This window comes from Bacillus sp. LSHTCR4 (assembly GCF_057197025.1).
In genome coordinates this window covers 164584-184238 of record NZ_JBXUNO010000002.1, presented here as the reverse complement: position 1 = coordinate 184238, position 19655 = coordinate 164584, and the positions used below count along the sequence as shown (strand labels likewise).

Annotated in this window: 19 protein-coding genes and 1 pseudogene; 4 read left to right on the top strand and 16 right to left on the bottom strand. The window is 37.5% G+C overall.

The annotated features are described in order from the left end of the window. From AC2CGR_RS14580 to AC2CGR_RS14545, 8 genes and pseudogenes are all read right to left on the bottom strand, one after another. A pseudogene (locus AC2CGR_RS14580) lies at nt 1-1130 on the bottom strand (DNA translocase FtsK); the annotation flags it as partial. Nucleotides 1131-1285: 155 nt separating this feature from the next. Next, nucleotides 1286-2242 carry an N-acetylmuramoyl-L-alanine amidase gene (locus AC2CGR_RS14575; RefSeq protein WP_102990424.1) on the bottom strand — a complete coding sequence of 319 codons (957 nt, stop codon included), beginning with the start codon at nt 2240-2242 and terminating at the stop codon, nt 1286-1288. 40 nt (nt 2243-2282) lie between these two features. Next, nucleotides 2283-2627 (bottom strand): hypothetical protein, encoded by a 345-nt coding sequence (locus AC2CGR_RS14570; RefSeq protein WP_063262104.1) that lies wholly within the window; start codon nt 2625-2627, stop codon nt 2283-2285. A 311-nt stretch (nt 2628-2938) separates the two neighbouring features. Continuing rightward, nucleotides 2939-3553: a YtpR family tRNA-binding protein gene (gene ytpR / locus AC2CGR_RS14565; RefSeq protein WP_131100866.1), complete on the bottom strand. Its 615-nt coding sequence runs from the start codon at nt 3551-3553 to the stop codon at nt 2939-2941. Then, complete coding sequence (locus AC2CGR_RS14560; protein ID WP_087968354.1) at nt 3550-4362, bottom strand: DUF1444 domain-containing protein; 813 nt, start codon at nt 4360-4362, stop codon at nt 3550-3552. Before AC2CGR_RS14560 ends, ytpR begins: the two co-directional genes overlap by 4 nt. Nucleotides 4363-4440: 78 nt before the next feature. Further along, on the bottom strand, nt 4441-4755 hold the full coding sequence (locus tag AC2CGR_RS14555; protein ID WP_000838193.1) for a thioredoxin family protein: 315 nt from the start codon (nt 4753-4755) through the stop codon (nt 4441-4443). Between the two features lie 82 nt (nt 4756-4837). Beyond that, on the bottom strand, nt 4838-5347 hold the full coding sequence (locus AC2CGR_RS14550; protein WP_001971113.1) for a DUF84 family protein: 510 nt from the start codon (nt 5345-5347) through the stop codon (nt 4838-4840). Between the two features lie 281 nt (nt 5348-5628). After that, the gene (locus AC2CGR_RS14545) at nt 5629-6702 is read right to left on the bottom strand and encodes a M42 family metallopeptidase (protein ID WP_087968353.1); all 1074 of its coding nucleotides are present in this window, start codon (nt 6700-6702) and stop codon (nt 5629-5631) included. 148 nt (nt 6703-6850) lie between these two features. Here AC2CGR_RS14545 and AC2CGR_RS14540 point away from each other — a divergent pair, with 148 nt between their 5' ends. Further along, complete coding sequence (locus AC2CGR_RS14540) at nt 6851-7162, top strand: PepSY domain-containing protein (RefSeq protein ID WP_000118540.1); 312 nt, start codon at nt 6851-6853, stop codon at nt 7160-7162. A gap of 135 nt (nt 7163-7297) precedes the next feature. Here AC2CGR_RS14540 and AC2CGR_RS14535 read toward each other — a convergent pair whose 3' ends face one another. Together AC2CGR_RS14535 and trmB are read right to left on the bottom strand one after the other, a co-directional pair. Beyond that, complete coding sequence (locus AC2CGR_RS14535; RefSeq protein ID WP_131100869.1) at nt 7298-8152, bottom strand: YtnP family quorum-quenching lactonase; 855 nt, start codon at nt 8150-8152, stop codon at nt 7298-7300. A gap of 69 nt (nt 8153-8221) precedes the next feature. Further along, nucleotides 8222-8875 carry a tRNA (guanosine(46)-N7)-methyltransferase TrmB gene (gene trmB / locus AC2CGR_RS14530; RefSeq protein ID WP_001239381.1) on the bottom strand — a complete coding sequence of 218 codons (654 nt, stop codon included), beginning with the start codon at nt 8873-8875 and terminating at the stop codon, nt 8222-8224. A gap of 232 nt (nt 8876-9107) precedes the next feature. Here trmB and AC2CGR_RS14525 point away from each other — a divergent pair, with 232 nt between their 5' ends. Further along, nucleotides 9108-9386 carry a YtzH-like family protein gene (locus AC2CGR_RS14525; protein ID WP_001122234.1) on the top strand — a complete coding sequence of 93 codons (279 nt, stop codon included), beginning with the start codon at nt 9108-9110 and terminating at the stop codon, nt 9384-9386. Between the two features lie 3 nt (nt 9387-9389). On the opposite strand, the gene AC2CGR_RS14520 is transcribed toward AC2CGR_RS14525, so the two are convergent. The 4 genes from AC2CGR_RS14520 to pepV all read right to left on the bottom strand — a co-directional run bounded on the left by AC2CGR_RS14520 (nt 9390) and on the right by pepV (nt 14752). Then, nucleotides 9390-10187 carry a phosphotransferase family protein gene (locus tag AC2CGR_RS14520; protein ID WP_001055736.1) on the bottom strand — a complete coding sequence of 266 codons (798 nt, stop codon included), beginning with the start codon at nt 10185-10187 and terminating at the stop codon, nt 9390-9392. Nucleotides 10188-10416: 229 nt separating this feature from the next. Further along, nucleotides 10417-12558: a type I pullulanase gene (pulA, locus tag AC2CGR_RS14515; protein ID WP_484480955.1), complete on the bottom strand. Its 2142-nt coding sequence runs from the start codon at nt 12556-12558 to the stop codon at nt 10417-10419. 138 nt (nt 12559-12696) lie between these two features. Continuing rightward, on the bottom strand, nt 12697-13242 hold the full coding sequence (thpR, locus tag AC2CGR_RS14510; RefSeq protein WP_484480954.1) for an RNA 2',3'-cyclic phosphodiesterase: 546 nt from the start codon (nt 13240-13242) through the stop codon (nt 12697-12699). A gap of 103 nt (nt 13243-13345) precedes the next feature. Next, nucleotides 13346-14752, bottom strand: coding sequence for a dipeptidase PepV (gene pepV, locus AC2CGR_RS14505; protein ID WP_087968349.1), 1407 nt, complete (start codon nt 14750-14752; stop codon nt 13346-13348). Nucleotides 14753-15109: 357 nt separating this feature from the next. Between pepV and AC2CGR_RS14500 the strand changes: the two genes are divergently transcribed. Beyond that, complete coding sequence (locus AC2CGR_RS14500; protein WP_000805512.1) at nt 15110-15331, top strand: DeoR family transcriptional regulator; 222 nt, start codon at nt 15110-15112, stop codon at nt 15329-15331. Between the two features lie 81 nt (nt 15332-15412). On the opposite strand, the gene AC2CGR_RS14495 is transcribed toward AC2CGR_RS14500, so the two are convergent. Both AC2CGR_RS14495 and AC2CGR_RS14490 read right to left on the bottom strand, forming a co-directional pair. Then, nucleotides 15413-16141, bottom strand: a complete 729-nt coding sequence (locus tag AC2CGR_RS14495) for a pseudouridine synthase (protein ID WP_484480953.1) — start codon at nt 16139-16141, stop codon at nt 15413-15415. A gap of 41 nt (nt 16142-16182) precedes the next feature. Then, on the bottom strand, nt 16183-17835 hold the full coding sequence (locus AC2CGR_RS14490) for a putative polysaccharide biosynthesis protein (protein ID WP_001284050.1): 1653 nt from the start codon (nt 17833-17835) through the stop codon (nt 16183-16185). Nucleotides 17836-18217: 382 nt separating this feature from the next. On the opposite strand from AC2CGR_RS14490, the gene AC2CGR_RS14485 reads away from it, so the two are divergent. Next, on the top strand, nt 18218-19489 hold the full coding sequence (locus AC2CGR_RS14485; protein WP_000558892.1) for a BaiN/RdsA family NAD(P)/FAD-dependent oxidoreductase: 1272 nt from the start codon (nt 18218-18220) through the stop codon (nt 19487-19489). Nucleotides 19490-19655: the final 166 nt, after the last annotated feature.

The window sequence follows — 19655 nt, the reverse complement described above, 5'->3', positions numbered from 1 at the left end:
ACTTCCACTTCTTCTGATTCTTCCGCTTCCGCAATTACTTCCACTTCTTCTGATTCTTCCGCTTCCGCAATTACTTCCACTTCTTCTGGTATTTCCACAATGATTGTTTCTTCAAGTTTATCTTCTGCTTTGACAATCACTGATTCTTCTGGTGCTTGTTTTTCTACTTCAATAGTAGGCTGTTCTATTTCTGTATTACGTTTAATTTCTTCTGATAATATTGTATCCTCGTGCTCTACTTTAGAATCTACTGATTCCGCTTGTAGAATGTTTTTGGCCACTACATCACTTTCTTGCTTCGTATCTTCCATACGCTCAGCAATTGTTTCATGAAGGAATTCAGCCGCTGGAACTTCCTGCGGTGCACTGATTTCTTGAACCACTTCTTTTTCTTCTACTATAGGTTCTTGGCGTTCAATTTCATAACCGTTTTTCTCTAGCCATTGATCGACAACTGACTTTTCTTCCTTTTTATTTTGTTGATCTCGCTGATTAACTCCTTCATGATTGGAAGAATTCGTTGCTTGTCCTTCTGAGAAATCAGATAATGCATATCCTTTTTTCTCTAACCATGCATCAACGACTGATTTGCCCTCTACAGATATTTCAAGGTCTTCTCTTTCCTTTACTTCCTCCTGCTTTTCTTCCTTTTTCTCTACTGAAGGACGATTATATCCGTAAATTGGCGAAATCATTTCTGTTGGACGAAATGGTCTACGGTTACTTTCTTGCGCTGGTGCAGATGCTTTCTTTACGACAGGCTCTCGCTCCGGTTCATATTGCATTTCCGGCTCTTCATATGTAGAAACTACCTTCTCCACATACTGTCGTCTGCTTCTTTCCACTTTTATTCCTCTTTGAATAGGCGGCTCTTCATATGTTACAGCTTGAACAGGTTGCTCTTCAAAATGCCCTGTTTCTATAACATCCTCTTCGTCGAACCCATTATCCGGTACTAATGGAAAACGGCATTTACCTGCATTCCTACTGGCCATTTGTGCTTCTCTTGCTTCAGTGTAGTGGTTTACACGAGGAATTTTCGGCTGACTTTCAACTTGCTTTGGTACTTCTTTATTCATCGCTGTTTGTTCTTCCTCTTTGTTAAACAGCTTTTTCATCCAATCTAACATGCTTACCACTCTTTCTACTAAATAGTAACATCCTTTATTGTATCAGCATTCGGCAAAAAGTGCAGGTAAAATTAAGCATGTCATATTTATCCATAATATTCTAATTTACGAGTGTTTTCATATGGAAAAACGCAGCCTTACATGTAAGACTGCGTTTAAGCTTTACTCTTCCGATATTCATCTACACTATCCGTTACACTTTGCAATAAAGAATTTACATACTGCGGGTCAGATAATTTTTTATCTTCTTCATGGTTTGACATAAACCCAAGTTCTAATAGTACGCCAGGCACTTTGGACCAATTGAATCCCGAAAGGTCATCCCTGAATTTAATTCCATTTACTTTCACTTGCTGATTTTCTCTCATTTTATTTACTATCGTTTGAGAGATTTGAAGACTTTCCGCATAAATCTCTTTCGTATACGGACTTCCTTCTGCCGGCGTCAATACAGCGAATCCACTTTGATTCGGATTTTCAGAACCATCTGCATGAAGACGTAAAAACAAGTTTGCCTTATGATCATTTGCAAATGTCGCGCGTTCTTTATTACTTATATCCACATCTTGTGACGTTCTCGTCATTACTACTTGTATTCCCTTTGCTTCTAACTTTTCTTTTAATACGAAAGCCATTTCTAATACGAGAACAGCCTCTCTTTTTTTCGTCACAACACCAGTTGTACCATCTGTCACTTTATATTTTTGCGTCGTTGCTCCTGGCCCAATCGGCTCTAAATTTAAATTCGCTTTTTGTTGATGCCCCGGATCAATAACGACAAGAAACTTTCCTTGCTTTTCATTACTCTCTACTTTTTGTTCATTATTTTGCACTGGTTGCTCAGTTGGCTGCACTGGCGTAGATTCCTCTTTCTTTCCTTCGGCCGGCACTTCCTCCTGCTTTTGCTCCACTTGCTCATTCGTTTGAACTGCTTGCGGTTCTTCTTTCTTTTCTTGTTCTTCTTGCTGCTTTTCTACCGGTGCGTCTACCTTTTTATTTTCGCTTGTTTCTTTTATAGAAGATGCTGTCTCTTTTTTCGGTTGTTCTTGTGAGCAACCTCCCAAATATATTCCAATGAATGCAATCATGCTCATTATTTTTATATACTTCATGTTTTTCTCCCATCACTTTGCACCGGTCCCAAAGTTTTTCTTATAATTGTTTTATAATCTCATCCATATTTCCAATGTGAACAGGTTGCCACGTTTCTGTACCACGCTCTGCAGTATAAACTAGGTAAGCACCATCAGCCACATTTACGAAAACCGGATCCCCCATATCTGTTTCATAACCGATAACAATCCATTCCTCTTTCCATTTTCCATGTTCTTCACTTATTAATGAATTTTTATGTTTATCATATCGATAACCGATTTGTCCTTTTTCTAATTCATTTTCACTAAACAAATATATTTCATAGGAACCTAACTCGATATCTTGTTGTTTTGAAGTTTCAATTCGTTTCAGAAGTTCTGCGATTTTTAGTTGTTGTTTCATACGTCTATCCCTTTCTATTTTTCTAAATTTTAACTAGATTGTTTATAAAATACAATATAGATTTTAAGAAAAAAGGTGACATCCTTATAATATGAACATTTTTTTGAATATATCTGTCACAACTCGAAATATATCAACGATTTTTCAAATATATCTATCGTAACTCTTAATATATCAACCATTTTTCAAATATATCTATCATAACTCTACATATATCAACGATTCGACACAGAATATCGACTTACCAACAACAAATGACAAAACAAAAAGAGAGGTCATCCAAAAGGACAACCTCTCTTTTCTTACATCAATTAAAATTTAAACTCTTGTCCAACTTCAAAGCTATCTTCTAATACAAGAATACCTTTTTCTTGTGGAGCATCTGGAAGCTCTAATTCACGTGCTGAACAAATCATTCCAGCAGAAGGAACTCCGCGAAGCTCAGCTGGCTTGATTAACATACCACTTGGCATTACAGCGCCGATTTTTGCAACGACAACTTTTTGTCCTGCATCAACGTTTGGTGCGCCACATACGATTTGTAATGTTTCTGTACCGATTTCTACTTTACAGATGTTTAGCTTATCAGCATTTGGATGTTTCTCTTTTTCAGCTACATAGCCTACAACAAATTTCGGAGAAAGATCTGCTTCTACTGTTTCTTCAAAGCCGTTCTTCGCTAAAATTTCGTTGATTTTTTCTACAAGTTCTTTCGTTAATGTAAGGTTACCTGTTTCTTTTACTTCTAAGTAAGTAGATGCATTAAAGATGTTGAATCCTGCTGTCTCGTTGCTTTCACGATCGTATACGCGTGCAACATCTCCTTTGCGATCAAAAGTACGGTTCTCTAAAGTAATATCTTGTAAGGCAACAATTAGAGTGTCACCAATTCCTTCAAGGTTGTAAAAAACGTTCACTTCGTTCATCCTTTCTCTTTTCCATCTGTCTTCTTCCGATTCTTCGCTAAAATAAAGATTGGTTCAAAGTCCCCATCTTCATATACGAATGAAAGTGATGTAATCGGAACATGCCCTTCGGCAAAAAATTTCATTGTCATTTGTGCAATAATATCATAACCGATTTCGTTGACGATATCAGCAATAATTAATACATCTTGGTGAGGAACAGCAACAACCATGTCACCAGAAATCTTTTCACGCATCGATTGTAGTAACGATTCGTTTAAAATACGAGTCGCATCATACCCATCATTTGTGTTTAAAAAGTAGAATGTATTACCTGCCACTGTGTCTTGTTTAAATTCATAACCTAATGAGCGAGCGTTGAATAATGCCATTTCACGCACTTGTTGCTCTGTAAGCCCTAATTTTTGTAATAAACGCTCATCAATAAGACGATATGTTTTATTCGAATCTAGCGCATAGTAAATACGTGTTTCCGCCGTATGATCCGTCATAATGAACGGATTTCCTTCTTCTGCTTGTTTCGGGAAAGAAGTAGAGCGAATAACAGGTAAAATTTTCGCCGCGCTATTTTCTTCTTTATGCATCGCAATTAACGCTTCTTGTACGTAATAAGCAACCTCTTCGATTGCTTTTTCTTTATTCACTTCCCATTTTGCCACAACTCCTGGAAGCGATACGTTAATACCTTTTTTCGAGTCTTTCTGTTCTATACGTAGAACCTCTTTCTCGCTATCATACTGAAAGTCCCATTCCGGGCGAGATAATTTCTTGATTAACTCGTCTTTCATCTTTTTACTTGTCATCTTCATCTCTTTTTCCTCCCTTCCAAAAAAATAACCTCCCCCGCGAAGGTAGAGGTTGTTTTACAATTCAATTGGCAAATTGCCTTATTTTAAACCTTCAATGAACTCTTCGATTTGTTCTTGTGTTTTACGATCTTTGTTTACATAGCGACCTGTTTCTTCACCTTTATTGTACGCTACAAAGCTCGGAATGCCAAATACGTCTAATTTTACGCATAGATCAATAAACTCATCACGATCTACATAGTAAAATGAGAAATCACTATATTTCTCTTCTACTTCTGGCATAAACGGATCTACGAAGCGGCAGTCTGGACACCATTCTGCTGAGAACATAAAGACTACATTCTCTTCATTTTTTAATTGTTGGAATTGCTCCATGCTTTCTAATGATTTCATCTATATTTCCTCCTCTAACGAGTGCATTTTTCATGTTATAATCTTTCTTTTATACTACCATACATCGCGCACGGTGCAAGGTTTATGCTTGCTTTTCATCATACTTATATTGCCCAACAAGTAACTTAACAACATGTACAAATAATTCCGTGCGGTCCACATAATCATCCGTAAAAATACCAATAGCACCTTCGTGACTACGAATATCTTTTCTCTGTACAAACTCTTCCATCACTTCACTTAACTCCTTGCCCTCTTCAAGAGGTGCTAAAAAATCATCTGGTAACGTAATACGTGCCCCGCCAGCAACGAATGTTTTACCATCACTTGTTGCTAGCGCGCCCCAGTTACACATAAATAAACCGTGCTCCGTTTTCATTACGCCGCCTTCTAGTCCAATACCAATTTGAGCTTCTCCTTCCTCTAGCGCTCGCTTCGCTCTATTGATCGCTCCTTGCATCGTCTCTTCATCTGAAAACGGTTGTGCTGCTACTCCTGAAGGAACAGAAAGGGATGTAATTGTAGCATCTTTCCAAACCTTCTCCACAGCTCCAACTTTCGTTTTATTCTTTGATCCAACTACTACTTTCATTTCGTTCACCTCTATAAAAATTCATCATTCTATTCTAATATCCGCTTCAGCGCGAATTAAGTACCAACCACTATCACATACCACCAGGGAATCCCTTCTACCTATAAAAGAAGGTGGCTTTCCACAATATTACTGGTCCTAGACACAAAAACAGGCTTCTTCTTTCTTCCTACGCGCGGTCTTCACACATCATTCGAGCATCCATTAGGCACTGACCGCCACCACACACCGCTGGGTCATCTCTCCTACCTAAAAAAAGAAAGAGCTTTTAGCCCTTTCTTCTACGCGTTATTCTTAATTGTCTCTAACGTCGTTTTATCTGTTGTTCTTACAAGCTTCGTAATTAGCTCTTTTGCTGCTGCATAATCATCAACATGTAAAATTGAAGCATGTGTATGAATGTAACGTGCGCAAACACCAATTACTGCTGACGGGATACCTGAGTTACTTGTATGTACACGGCCCGCGTCTGTACCACCTTGTGAAATAAAGTATTGGTACGGAATGTTATGTGTTTCTGCTGTATCTAAAATGAATTCGCGCATTCCTCTATGTGTTACCATCGTACGGTCGTAAATACGAAGAAGAGCACCTTTTCCTAATTGACCGAACTGTGTTTTGTCACCAGATGCATCGTTGGCTGGACTTGCATCAAGCGCATAGAAAATATCTGGTTGAATCATATTTGCAGCAGTTTGTGCACCGCGAAGACCAACTTCTTCTTGTACAGTCGCACCAGAGTATAATGTGTTTGGTAATGTTTCGTCTTTTAATTCTTTTAGTAATTCGATTGCAAGGCCACATCCGTAACGGTTGTCCCAAGCTTTCGCCATAATTTTCTTTTCGTTTGCCATCGGCGTAAACGGGCAGATTGGCACGATTTGTTGTCCTGGTTTTACACCAATCTCAATCGCATCTTCATAGCTATCTGCGCCTATATCAATTAACATATTTTTTATATCCATCGGTTTTGCACGTTGCGCGTCACTTAATAAGTGAGGAGGAATAGAACCAACAATCCCAACAACAGGACCATTCTTCGTCATAACTTGTACGCGCTGAGCTAATAGTACTTGGCTCCACCAGCCGCCTAACGTTTGAAAACGAAGCATTCCGTTTTTCGTAATTTGCGTAATCATGAAACCTACTTCATCCATATGACCTGCTACAAGAACACGTGGGCCAGTTTCGTCCCCTTTTTTCAGACCAAATACGCTACCTAAACCGTCTTGTACAATTTCATCCGCATATTTGCTTAATTCTTGCTTCATAAAACGGCGTACATCATGTTCGAAACCCGATGCACCTTGTAATTCTGTTAACGTACGAAATAATTGTAATGTCTCTTTATTCACGAAGTCCCCTTCTTTCAAACCTTAGTAGAATACCTCTTTTATTGTAACGAAATTTTCGAAATGTTTCTAGTTTCTTCTTTTTTAGCTGTATTTGCTTTATAATTATTATCGGTACACTATTTTTATTTTATAGAATTGAGGTGAATATATGAGCTGGAAAGGTTTAGTAGCAGGTCTTGGCGTTGGGTTCGCAGCTGGTTATTTCGTTGCAAACAAAGTACAAGAACAATCCCATATTTCTTCAGAGAAAGCATTGAAAATGGTGAAACAAGCATTAAGTCATAAAGGTGAAATTACTGGCTCTTGGGTACATATGGTTCCAGAGACATTTGAAAAATATGATGTCGCGTATGAAGTATATCGCGGCGGTCTTACAACGATGTTAAATGATATACAAGAACGATTTGAATTTTTAGTTGATGCTAAAACAGGTACTGTTTTAGAGGTTATAGCAGCATAAACAGGAGGGTTCCCATTAGGTGAACCTCTTATTTTTTAATTGTGGGTAGTGATTGAATTTATATCGACTTACCGACAAAAGCCGACACTAAAAAAGAGGTCGCTCCAACAAATATTCTGGAACAACCTCCTCTTTTTATGCTTCTATGCTCGTTTTTCTCTCTACCTTTTCTACAATGTGCCCTTCCTCATTCCACTTTACTGCGCGATAATACGCGTCGTGATAAAACGTGAACCAAGCATCGTTTTCAGCACCATACTTCATCCATTTTTGCTTATTTTCAATCGATGTCATCGGATAATCATCATAGGCCATTACCCATAATACATTTTGATGGGCGTGCGTCGGCAATAAGTCTGCTAAATGCAGCATCGTTTCCCCTTTGCTTTCTAAAGCGATCACTGCATGTCCATCACTATGGCCGCCTGTATGCGCCATTTTTATTTCATCCGTAATTTCTATTTCTTGCTGAAACGTAACAACTTGATCTACAATCGGCTCCCAATTTTCCTTCCAATATGTATTACGCGATCTAATATTTGGACTTCTCATTTCATTCCACTCTGTTTCACTTACGTAAACTTTCGCATTTGGAAAAGTTGGTACAAGTTGATCACCTTCCCATTTCGTTAAACCAGATGCATGATCAAAGTGAAGATGCGTCATTAAAACGTAATGAATATCTTCAGGCTTTAGTCCCAGCTTTTCTAAAGAATTCTCAACTGACGACTCTTCCGTTACACCTTGATTCCGCTTCATCTTTTCATTCAATTTACCATTTCCTATACCAGAATCAATGAGCATGTTGCCGTCTTTCGTTTGCAAAAGTAACGGATCTGTTCGTAAATAAATATGATTTGTATCATTATGTTTATATTTACGTGACCAAAGCACTTTCGGTACAACGCCAAACATTGCTCCGCCGTCTAAATGTGTATTTCCACCTTTTAACCATGTCACTTTTATATCACCAATTTGTAACTGTTCCATTTTTCATCCCCCTTTTCCTTCAATACTAACACAAAATTCTGATTATTTTAGATACAAAAAACCTATGCATTACTGCATAGGTTCTGTACGATATTTTGCTTCTACTCGGTAAATACGATGACCTTTACTAGAGAACTTCTCTTCGTATTCTGTCATAATGTTTCCTTCATAATCACTATTATGAAGATCTAGGCTAAGGTAAGTTAATAACATACCATACTCAGCCATACTCATTAGAGAGTATTCAAATAAACCTTGGTTATCTGTTTTGAAATGAATTTCTCCGCCTTCTACTAACACTTCTTCATAATTGCGTAAAAACGTTTTATACGTTAAACGACGCTTCGTATGACGTTTCTTTGGCCATGGATCTGAGAAGTTTAAATACACGCGATCGATTTCACCTTTTGCAAAGAAAACTGTTAAATCTTCAGCATCTTTATTAATTAACTTTAAGTTCGGTAATTCTTCTTCAATTAATTTATCCAGTGCATCTACAACAACACTTGTGAATTTTTCAATTCCAATATAATTAATATGAGGATTCGCTTTTGCCATATCATACATAAAGCGGCCACGACCTGTACCTACTTCAATGTGAATGGGTTGCTCATTTCCAAATACTTCTTTCCAATTACCAGCGCGCTCCTCTGGGTTTCCGATTACGATATGTGAATACTCATTAATTCGATCCATTGCATATGGTTTATGTCTTAAACGCATAGATGTTTCCCTCTCTTTACATAGCTATTTTAAAGGAATAATTCCTTCTTTCTGTTTTAATCAATCTACCAAACAAAAAACCAAGTACGTACGAGCACTCGGTCCGTTTCTTTCAAGTATAAGATGTACCATTTTGATAAAAACTACATACAGCATTAAACATTCCATGACGAAACAGCTTTTTCTCTTACTTCTCTAAGAAGAGAAAAACAATCGAAAGGATGATCCGTTCATGCCAATTAATCAACAACATCAATTAGAAGTGCTGAAAGATATTTTAGTCAATCACCAAAGTGATTGTTGCGGGACAGTTTCTGAATGCGAGCAATTAGAGCGTCTCATTCAATCGTTACTCGCAAACGATAATATAAGTAGTGACGCTAAAGCAATGCTAAACGATGTATATTCTTATAGTCAATCGGGTAAATCTTCCTCTAATTTGGACAACCACATTTCCAATAATCAAGAACAACTTACTCAGTGGATTGCTGGAATGGACAATTTTTCTTAAGTATTACTCTGAAGCAAGTAGTTGCTGTAAATATTGATGCCAATATTCAGCTTCTGCTTGCTGCTTTTTTGTTGTATGCCATTGAATAGACAAAATCGTTTGTGCTATCACATACCATCTCATACGTTTAAGCAGCGATTCATCCATTTCAATATCATAATAACCGAGCCACTCACTCCATTCTTGGCGCGGAATGTACCAATATAATAACATACCGAGGTCTAGAGCTGGGTCAGCAATTACAGCTCCATCCCAATCAATTAAAAACAACTCATCTTCATCCGACAATAGCCAATTGTTATGGTTGACATCACAATGGCATACAACGAATTCGTTGTATTCAATATCTTTTAATGAATCCATTAAATATTGAAGGCCTTGCTGAATTGTTTCCTCATCCCTTATATCTCCTCTTAAAACAAGTTGCAGTTGTTGTAATAACTCTTGTGCGTGAAGCGGCTGCTTCCCAAGTCTCTGAATCATCTGTACAAGTGCTTTAGAGGAGTGTATTTTCTTCAAAAGTTTTGCAACACGTTCTAGTTTCATATCCTCTGGCTCTAGCTTCTGTCCCGGAAGCCATTTTTGAGCAGAAATTACATCACCGTTCGTTACCCTTCTTGTCCAAAGTAATTTTGGAACAATTCCTTCTGCTGACAATACCGCTAAAAAGGGCGATGTATTCCGCTTTAAAAATAACTTCTGTTGTCCGTTTTGCGCAATATATGCATCGCCCGTTACTCCACCAGCCGGTACAAGACTCCACTCTTTTCCTAATAATTGTTCCAACCATTCCATATTCATTACCCGTTAACAAATCCTTATCTTTTATAGTTATGAAAAGAAAAACCGCAACATTTCTACACATGTTGTGGATTCATATATATTTTACTGTAAATGAAAAGAAAATTTGGCATAAGCCAAAAACTCTCTATTTTATTTTACAAAACCAGCCATAGAATGACAACTTATCAAAATCGTCACCTTTGTCAATTCTACATTTATTACATTCTCATCGTCAAGTAGCGATTTGTCACATTATCGTCAATATATACGTGCTAATTGGAGCGAGCCTAAGTTCCTTTCCTCTAAATGAAGAAATTGGCTCTATTTTCGCTTGCTTTTCGTTAACTAATACATGCCACGTTTCTTCTTTCGGAAGTTGCACCGTTTTAGCTTCTAAACCGCTATTAAATAAAACGACAATCTCTTTCCACGGTCCAAACGATTCTGCACGCTCTAGGTGGTATGCAAGTACTTCTGGAGATGTTTGCAAAAAAGTCATATGCTTTTTTATTAGATCTGCGTTTTGTAATCGGAATGCTCCGTGCTCTTTACGAATCGCAATTAAACCTTTTATATAGGTAACCGCCTCTATCTCTTCCTCTTTTCGATCCCAATCTAATTGATTAATTTCATCATTTGCATTATAACTATTTTCATTTCCTTGCTTCGTACGATAAAACTCTTGCCCAGCATGTAAGAAAGGGATGCCTTGCGACAGAATCACCATTGCAGTTGCTAGCAGGTGACGTTTTTTCAAAATCTCTTCTGACTCTTCATTACTGCGCATTAATTTATCCCACATCGTCATATTGTCATGACATTCTACATAGTTAATACTTTGTACAGGCTCTAGAAACAAACCTGTTTCTTTCATACTTAAAAGGCTTCCTGATGCTATATACTGCAAATGATTACAGTCTACATGCCCACCAAATGCAAAACCACGTTTATTTATATGAAAGGTACTCCCTTTTATTCCATCACGAAATTGATCATTAAATTGCGCAATATGCGGCATTTTCTTTGCATTATTTAACGTTGCTTTTTCCTCTAGAGGAAGTGGTGTTTGCAGATCCCACCCTTCTCCTAATAGCAATGCATCTCGCTTTATGTTTCGCACTTCTTTTTCTATTATATTTATTGTATCAACATCTAAAATCCCCATTAAGTCGAATCGGAATCCATCAACATTGTATTCCGTAAGCCAATATAGAATAGACTCTACAATGAATTTCCTCATCATTTTCCGTTCAGATGCTATATCATTTCCGACTCCCGTCCCATTAGAAGGCATACCATTTTCACCATGACGAAAATAATATCCTGGAACAAGCTTTTCAAATGACGATAGCTCTCTTTCATAGACATGATTATATACAACATCTATAATCACCCTAATGCCGTGCTCATGAAATGTTTCAATCAGCTGTTTACACTCTACGATCCTGTTATACGGTTCAGAAGGATTTGTAGCATAAAATCCCGTTGGTGCGTTGTAATATAATGGATTGTAACCCCAATTATACGCAGAGGAAGGGTTTGCCTCATCTACACCACCGAAACAATATAAAGGTAATAGTTCAACATGTGTAACACCTAAATCTTTTATATGAGACAAACCTGTTAACGTCCCATTTTGTCCTGTTGTTCCTTCTTCCATTAGCCCTTTATATGTTCCTTTTTTACTCACTCCACTATTCGGATGAATAGTAGCATCACGAATATGCAGTTCATACAATATGGCATCTGTCATTGCTTGTAAAGGTGGTAATTGCCCTCGCTTTGTTACATTTGTCTTTTCCAAATCAATAACAACGCCGTACTTCCCATTTACAGTCACTGATTTTGCATAAGGATCCACAGCTTCGTTCCATATTAAATTAATACAAACAAGAAATGTATACTTTTCCCCGGCTAAATCGCCTTGCAATGTATGAGCCCATACTCCATTTTCTTCTCTGTACATTTCGTGATCTATATATTCTTTATCACTTTTATAAATTCTTACTTTCGCAAGCCTCGCAGTTGGAGCCCATACTTTAAATGTAGTTGCTTCTTTTTTGTGCACTGCCCCTAAATCTGTACCTTCGTAATAATACTTTTCATCGAAAATCGCTGTTCTTATGACAGCACCTATTTGTAAATCTGTTTCTTCATTCCGTTCATCTCGTACTGTATAATACTTCCCCACATCTAGCGGCTCTTCTATAAAGCACTCATACTTCGTTGCATCCGGAAGCGCAATTGTATGAGCAATCGGTAAATCTTTCACGTTACTTCCTTCTTGCAAACGAAATGTCCGACTTGTTCCATACGCATGTGGGAGCAAAATTGTAATTTTATTCATTTCATCTAAATAGGCATCAAATGGACGTTTTACTTTCAACATAAAAAAATCACCATCATTCTTAAAGTTAAAATGAAACGAGCTGCAAATGATAAGGCTTTTCTTATCAGCGAAGCCCTATACAGTAACACATTATTCTTTATAGTATATTCACCTGTATAAAAAACGTTTTCATACATTCTATTTTTGTAATTTTATTTCAGCAATCGCTTTATACTTCGGCGTTTCTTTCACGTGAGATTCGTATAAAGTAATCGTATCCGCTTGAAATGATATTTCAGGCACTTCCTTTATATGTTCTAAATTAAACTTTTCTTCCCCTACCCATTTACGAGCAACAGTAATATGCGGATGATACGGGCGCGTTTCTAAAGAAAATCCATTCCCTTCACAAATAGCGTGTACTTGTTTTTGCAATTGAAACAAATCTTGATTCTCACTGACTTTCGACCAAAAAATACGCGGCCTGTCTTCCATACCAAATGTTGAAAATCCTTGTAATGTGAACGATATTTCTTTCGTTTCTATAAGTGTTTGTAATCCATTCCTTATTCCTTCTAATTGTTCCTCTGTCGTACTACCTAAAAAGGAAAGGGTAATATGATAGTCTTCTTTGTGTACCCACGAACGAAATGGTAATTTCTCCTGCATTTCCTCTCTATAGTTAGACAGCACTTCTTTTATATGATTTGGTAACGTAATTGCGACAAAATAATGTGGCTCCATCTACATCTTCTCCTTCTTTCTATTGTTGCTTTTCTTTCTTATCTCATTCAGATAAAAAGAAGCCGCCCTCCAAAATAGAGAGCGGTCATGATTTATATATCCATTACTTCGCTAATTCATAAATTGCTTGCGCGTAAATTGCTGTTGCTTTTAATAAGTCTTCAATTTCAATATACTCATCTTTTTGATGTGCAAGTTCTTCTTTTCCAGGGAACAATGGGCCAAATGCAACACCAGCTTTTAATGAACGAGCGTAAGTACCACCGCCGATTGCTAATAGCTCTGCTTTTTCGCCTGTTTGCTCTTCGTATACACGTTGTAACGTACGAATTAATTCGTGATCTTTATCAACGTGATGCGGGCGAGAGTTCGAATAATCCGCCACTTCAAATCCATGAGTACCCACATATTCTTTTAACTTTGCAATCGTTTCTTCAAAGTTAGTCGTAACTGGGTAACGTACGTTTAATCCTAAATTACCACCATTCTCTTTCGTATAAGAAAGGCGACCAACATTCACTGTTAATGGACCACTAATATCGTCTTTATAAGAAATACCAGCTTTCTCTCCTAAAGTATCTCCTGTAAATGTTCCCGTTGCAAACGATACAAACGATGCCCCTTTTCCATCAAGAGCAACTGTAGTTAAGAAGTTTGCCAGTAATAAGCCTGCATTTTCTCCCTTCTCCGGAGTAGATCCGTGAGCTGAAATCCCTTTAATTTGCAATGTCACTGTATTACCTTCTACAATTGCTTCACCTATTTTTTTAGCAGTTTGTAAATACTCTTCATATGCTACTGTAAGTGCATTTACATCTTCTCCTATAACAACCGCTTCTGCAAAATCAGGAACCATATTTAAACGGCGACCTGACTCAAATGAAACAAGTTCATATGTACCTTTCTTCTCTTCACTACCATTTTGCACAACTTGTATATCAGAAATTCCTTTTTCTGCATTAATAATTGGAAAATCTGCGTCTGGCGCAAAACCGATTGTTGGCATTTCTTCGTTTTTAAAGTAATGATCTACACATTTCCAATTGCTTTCCTCATCTGTTCCTAAAATCATACGAACGCGTTTTGAAAGAGGTAATCCTAATTCTTTCACAATTTTCATTGCATAATAAGCTGCCATCGTTGGGCCTTTATCGTCAATTGCACCACGTGCAAAAATCTTTCCATCGCGAATATCTGCACTATATGCAGGAGTCGTCCAGCCATCTCCTTCTGGTACAACATCAACATGACAAAGAATGCCTACTAATTCTTCTCCTTGTCCCATTTCAAGATGACCTGCATAACCTTCTAAATTTTTAGAAGTAAAGCCTTCCGTTTCTCCTTTATGTAACATGAAAGATAAAGCTTTTTCTACACCTTCACCGAATGGTGCGCCCTCTTTCGCTGACTCTTCTTCCCACACACTTTTAATTTGTAAAAATTGTTGTGTATCACGAATTAAATCATCTTTTCGTTTTGTAACTTCTTCTGTCCAATTAATTGCTGACATCACGCATCCATCCTTCACTATATTGTTTCTTTCATCATAACAAACCGAAATCTCTTATGCCATACACGAAAACTAAATACCGAACAATTATAATATTTCAGATATTTCTCATTAGTTTTTCTTTTGTTTTTTCAAAAAAATTTGCAGGAATTTGGCGTTTTACGTAGAATTTTATGTGTTAGTTGACTGACCATATATACAATGTCAACTACCAATATTTTTCTATATGAATATTTGTTAAATTTCTGTAAAATTTAAGTAGATTAAAGCATGAATTTTATCATGTAGAGTACAATGGTAGTAACGACCTTCTTTCCTGAATGGGGTCAAAAAAACTAGTAGAGGAGTGGTTTTCTCTTGAAACCTACAACTACTCGTATGCTAACACGCATTAAATCAATTTATATGTACATCAATGAAAACGGAACGGTAACGACGAAAGACCTTGTAGATGAGTTCGGGATCACACCGCGAACGATACAACGTGATCTAAATGTGTTGCAGTTTAATGAACTCGTGTATAGCCCTTGCCGCGGTAAGTGGACAACAACAGGAAAGAAAGTGAGAATGACCTCATAACGAAAAATAATTGTATGTAAATAAATACATACCCCTTTCTAACTCATTAGAAAGGGGTCTTTTCTGCACCTAAAAACAGCACTATTTCTCAGTATCTACTTGATATGTTTTTAACATCTCTACTTCTTCATCTGTTAGCTCTCGGTATTGTCCGAGTTCTAGCTCTTCATCTAACACTAGCGGTCCCATCTCTGTTCTCTTTAGGTAGACTACTTTTTTCCCTATCGCTTCAAACATACGCTTTACTTGATGGAATTTTCCCTCTGTAATGACAAGCTCGATTTCAGAAATATCATCGCTTTTTAATATTGTAAGTGCACCTGGCTTTGTTTCATAGCCATCATCTAAAATAACACCTTTAGCAAACTCTTTTACATCCTCTTCTGTTACTACTCCTGCAACGTGTGCATAATATTTTTTCGGCACATGCTTTTTCGGAGATAACAATTGATGTGATAACTTCCCGTCATTTGTTATTAATAAGAAACCTTCTGTATCAATATCAAGTCTTCCAACTGGGAACGGATTAAAAATCGCATCTTCTAACTCTAATAAATCTATTACCGTTTCATGATTATCATCTTCTGTCGCTGAAATAACGCCTTGTGGTTTATGCATCATTAAGTAAACAAACTCTTTATATTCCACAACTTCACCGTGAATCATAACTTCTTGTTCTTCTACATTTACATGAACCTTTGCATCTTTCACTGATATACCATCAATTTTCACAACGCCGTCTTTCAATAATTTCTTTACTTCTTTTCTACTTCCATATCCCATGTTTGCTAATAATTTATCTAATCTCACGTTTTTCACCTTCTTTATTTATCATAGAAAAGGGGACGTAATTACGCCCCTTTTGATTTCAACTTTATTTTGAATCTATTGCCAAGTTTACGTTGGATCTTCTCTAACGCTTCTCCGCCAAATACTCTTTCAAGTACTCCTGTGCGAATCGCTAACAATCCGTAAACAAGACCACCAATACCTGCACAAATCACTACTGTAATAAGAGCACCCATTCGGCCATCAGGCGAAATCATGAAGGATAGAATCCATTGTGATAATTTCACAGTAACGACCATTACAAGTGTTAATACTGCAATTTGGAACGTTCTCTTATATACAACACCGAATGAATAGTGTGCGTATTTTTTAATTTGTCGATTTGTGTACCAAACAGAAGCTAGGAAACCAACAGCTGTTGCTAGAATCGCCCCTACTGTACCGAAATAACGAATAAAGATTACGTTACATACAAATTTCAAAATAACACCCATTATAAGTGCGATAATCGCATGCTTTTGTTGGTTAATACCTTGCAAGATTGCCGCTGTTACTGTAAATAAAGCAAATAACAACGCAACCGGTGCATACCACATTAATACTTGTCCACCTAATGGATCTGAATCATAAAATGCAGTATAAATCGGATAGGCAAGTGATGAAATACCGACAACCGCTGGCAATGTTAAGAACATATTTGCCTGGAATGTTTGTGTAATTTGTAACTTTAAATAACGGTATTGCTTTTCAGTAAATGATTTTGTAATCGCTGGTACAAGCGTTAAACTAAACGCCGTCGCAAGTGATACAGGAATCATAATTAATTTATGCGTCCACATTGTGAAAATACCGAGTGCTCGCTCTGCAATATCACCTTGGCCAATTGCTTGCATAATTGAGTTAAATGTCAATGTATCAATTTGTTGATATAAAGGAATTGTTAGCCCAATTACAACGTAAGGAATCGCATATGCAAATAATTCTTTAAATAATTGAACAGTACTCACTGTCGATTCTGGTACAGTTTGTTCAATTAAATATTGATCCAAATGTTTTTTACGTTTTAGCCAGTACCAAATGAGTACACCGAGCGCTCCAACTGCTGAAACGAACGCAGCAAATGTCGCTACCCCAACTGCTGTTGCAACTGTACCACCAAGTACTTTAATAACGATAAAACTACCCGCTAATAAAAAGACGATACGAATAATTTGTTCAATAATTTGCGAAACAGTAGTTGGTCCCATCGACTGGTGACCTTGGAAATAACCACGAATTAAACTCGCTGCCGGTACAACAATAAGCGCAAAACTTACAAGACGAATAATCGTCGTAACTTCTCCTATATTACTGTGTACACTTTGTTTACCAAGCATTGCTTCTGCAAACAACGGCGCCGTCATGTACAGTACTAGGAATGAAAGAACTCCTGTTACTATCATCATAACCATTCCCGAGCGGAACATTCTCCGGCTCGTTTTATAATCGCCAAGCGCATTATATTTGGAAACGAATTTTGAAACAGCAAGCGGCACCCCTGCCGTTGCAATACTTAAAAAGATCGTATATGGAATGTATCCATATGTATAGAGCGTTCCGCCTTCTGTCCCTACTAATGCATGAAACGGAAAGACGTAAATCATGCCTAAGAACTTCACTAAAAATGTCCCTAACGTAACGATGAGCGTTCCGCGCAGAAATTTCGAATCGGACATACAAAAATCCTCCTACATCTACATAAAGTGAAACTTTAATCAGTGGGGCGTTCTTCCCCACTGATTATTAGTTGAACCAATCGGGCATTTACGGGCAGTTAATCTCCCGCTGAACTTTAAGGCGGGAGTCTTACTGCCCGTTAATGCGGGGTAAAGTGAAACTTTAATAAATTGAACTATTCGAGCATTCGAGAACTATTAGACTTCCCCTAACTCTTAAGGTTTTAGTCCTATGGCCCACAAATAGCAGGATAGTGCTGAACTCTAACTTTTGTATTGTACCACAATTCTCTCCTTAAGCAGTACTTCACTCTATTTTTCTTTTAAGGGAAAACATGCTATTCTTTTAGGCAGGAAATGTAGAAAATGAGGTCGATATATTATGCATTATGATGTTATTGTCATCGGCGGCGGGCCTTCTGGGCTAATGGCTGCAATCGGTGCTGCAGAAGAAGGCGCAAGCGTCTTACTTCTTGATAAAGGAAATAAACTAGGGCGTAAACTTGCAATTTCTGGTGGTGGCCGTTGTAACGTAACGAACCGTCTACCACTTGATGAGATTGTTAAACATATACCAGGAAATGGCCGCTTCTTATACAGCGCTTTTTCTATTTTTAATAATGAAGATATTATTACATTCTTCGAAAATCTCGGTGTAAAACTGAAAGAAGAAGATCATGGCCGCATGTTCCCTGTTTCAAATAAAGCCCAATCGGTAGTAGACGCACTTTTAACACGATTAAAAGATTTAGGTGTAAAGATGCGTACGAATACACCTGTTGAAACGATTGAATATGAAAACGGTCAAACGAAAGCTGTTGTACTGCAAACAGGCGAAGTGTTAGAAACAAACCACGTCGTTATCGCTGTCGGTGGAAAATCAGTTCCGCAAACTGGTTCTACTGGAGACGGATATGCTTGGGCAGAAAAAGCCGGTCATACAATTACAGAATTATTCCCAACAGAAGTACCAATCCTTTCAAACGAACCATTTATTCGAGACCGTTCACTGCAAGGACTCGCTTTACGAGACGTAAACTTAAGCGTATTAAATCCGAAAGGAAAAGCTATCATTTCTCACAAAATGGATATGCTCTTCACTCATTTCGGCTTATCTGGTCCTGCTGCCCTTCGCTGTAGTCAATTCGTTGTAAAAGCACTGAAAAAGTTCAAAACGAATACAGTGCAAATGAGTATTGATGCGTTGCCAGAAGAAAATAGCGAGCAACTATTCCAGCGCATGCTGAAACAAATGAAAGAAGATCCGAAAAAAGGAATTAAAAACGTGTTAAAAGGTTATGTTCCTGAACGTTACTTCCTATTCTTATTAGAAAAAAATGAAATTGATGGCAGCGAGCAAGCTGGACAAGTTTCTCACGAAAAGATTCGTGCACTTGTGAAAGACTTTAAAGAATTTACTGTGAATGTAAATGGTACGCAGTCAATTGAAAAAGCATTCGTTACTGGCGGTGGTGTATCCGTTAAAGAAATTAACCCGAAAGAAATGTCTTCTAAATTCACAAATGGCTTATATTTCTGCGGAGAAGTTCTTGATATTCACGGTTATACTGGTGGTTATAACATTACATCTGCCCTTGTTACTGGTAGAATCGCTGGAACAACAGCTGGAGAAAACGCGAAGATGAAGTATTAAAAAAAGAAACAGGGATTCCTGTTTCTTTTTTTATAGGTACATGAACTTATATCGGCGATTCTCCAAATATATCAGCGATTTCACTACAATATATATCGACTTACCGACCAATCCCCATTCCTCCTAACTTCCCAGTGCTTTTTTATTGCTTTATTTACCTTGGTAC

What these genes read in the sequence shown, in the direction of transcription:
- AC2CGR_RS14560 (WP_087968354.1), bottom strand. Translation starts at nt 4,362, where the DNA reads ATGAAGATGACAAGTAAAAAGATGAAAGACGAGTTAATCAAGAAATTA.
- AC2CGR_RS14555 (WP_000838193.1), bottom strand. Translation starts at nt 4,755, where the DNA reads ATGAAATCATTAGAAAGCATGGAGCAATTCCAACAATTAAAAAATGAA.
- AC2CGR_RS14570 (WP_063262104.1), bottom strand. Translation starts at nt 2,627, where the DNA reads ATGAAACAACAACTAAAAATCGCAGAACTTCTGAAACGAATTGAAACT.
- trmB (WP_001239381.1), bottom strand. Translation starts at nt 8,875, where the DNA reads ATGCGTTTAAGACATAAACCATATGCAATGGATCGAATTAATGAGTAT.
- AC2CGR_RS14540 (WP_000118540.1), top strand. Translation starts at nt 6,851, where the DNA reads ATGAGCTGGAAAGGTTTAGTAGCAGGTCTTGGCGTTGGGTTCGCAGCT.
- AC2CGR_RS14520 (WP_001055736.1), bottom strand. Translation starts at nt 10,187, where the DNA reads ATGAATATGGAATGGTTGGAACAATTATTAGGAAAAGAGTGGAGTCTT.
- thpR (WP_484480954.1), bottom strand. Translation starts at nt 13,242, where the DNA reads ATGGAGCCACATTATTTTGTCGCAATTACGTTACCAAATCATATAAAA.
- AC2CGR_RS14525 (WP_001122234.1), top strand. Translation starts at nt 9,108, where the DNA reads ATGCCAATTAATCAACAACATCAATTAGAAGTGCTGAAAGATATTTTA.
- AC2CGR_RS14535 (WP_131100869.1), bottom strand. Translation starts at nt 8,152, where the DNA reads ATGGAACAGTTACAAATTGGTGATATAAAAGTGACATGGTTAAAAGGT.
- pepV (WP_087968349.1), bottom strand. Translation starts at nt 14,752, where the DNA reads ATGTCAGCAATTAATTGGACAGAAGAAGTTACAAAACGAAAAGATGAT.
- pulA (WP_484480955.1), bottom strand. Translation starts at nt 12,558, where the DNA reads ATGTTGAAAGTAAAACGTCCATTTGATGCCTATTTAGATGAAATGAAT.
- AC2CGR_RS14550 (WP_001971113.1), bottom strand. Translation starts at nt 5,347, where the DNA reads ATGAAAGTAGTAGTTGGATCAAAGAATAAAACGAAAGTTGGAGCTGTG.
- ytpR (WP_131100866.1), bottom strand. Translation starts at nt 3,553, where the DNA reads ATGAACGAAGTGAACGTTTTTTACAACCTTGAAGGAATTGGTGACACT.
- AC2CGR_RS14575 (WP_102990424.1), bottom strand. Translation starts at nt 2,242, where the DNA reads ATGAAGTATATAAAAATAATGAGCATGATTGCATTCATTGGAATATAT.
- AC2CGR_RS14490 (WP_001284050.1), bottom strand. Translation starts at nt 17,835, where the DNA reads ATGTCCGATTCGAAATTTCTGCGCGGAACGCTCATCGTTACGTTAGGG.
- AC2CGR_RS14485 (WP_000558892.1), top strand. Translation starts at nt 18,218, where the DNA reads ATGCATTATGATGTTATTGTCATCGGCGGCGGGCCTTCTGGGCTAATG.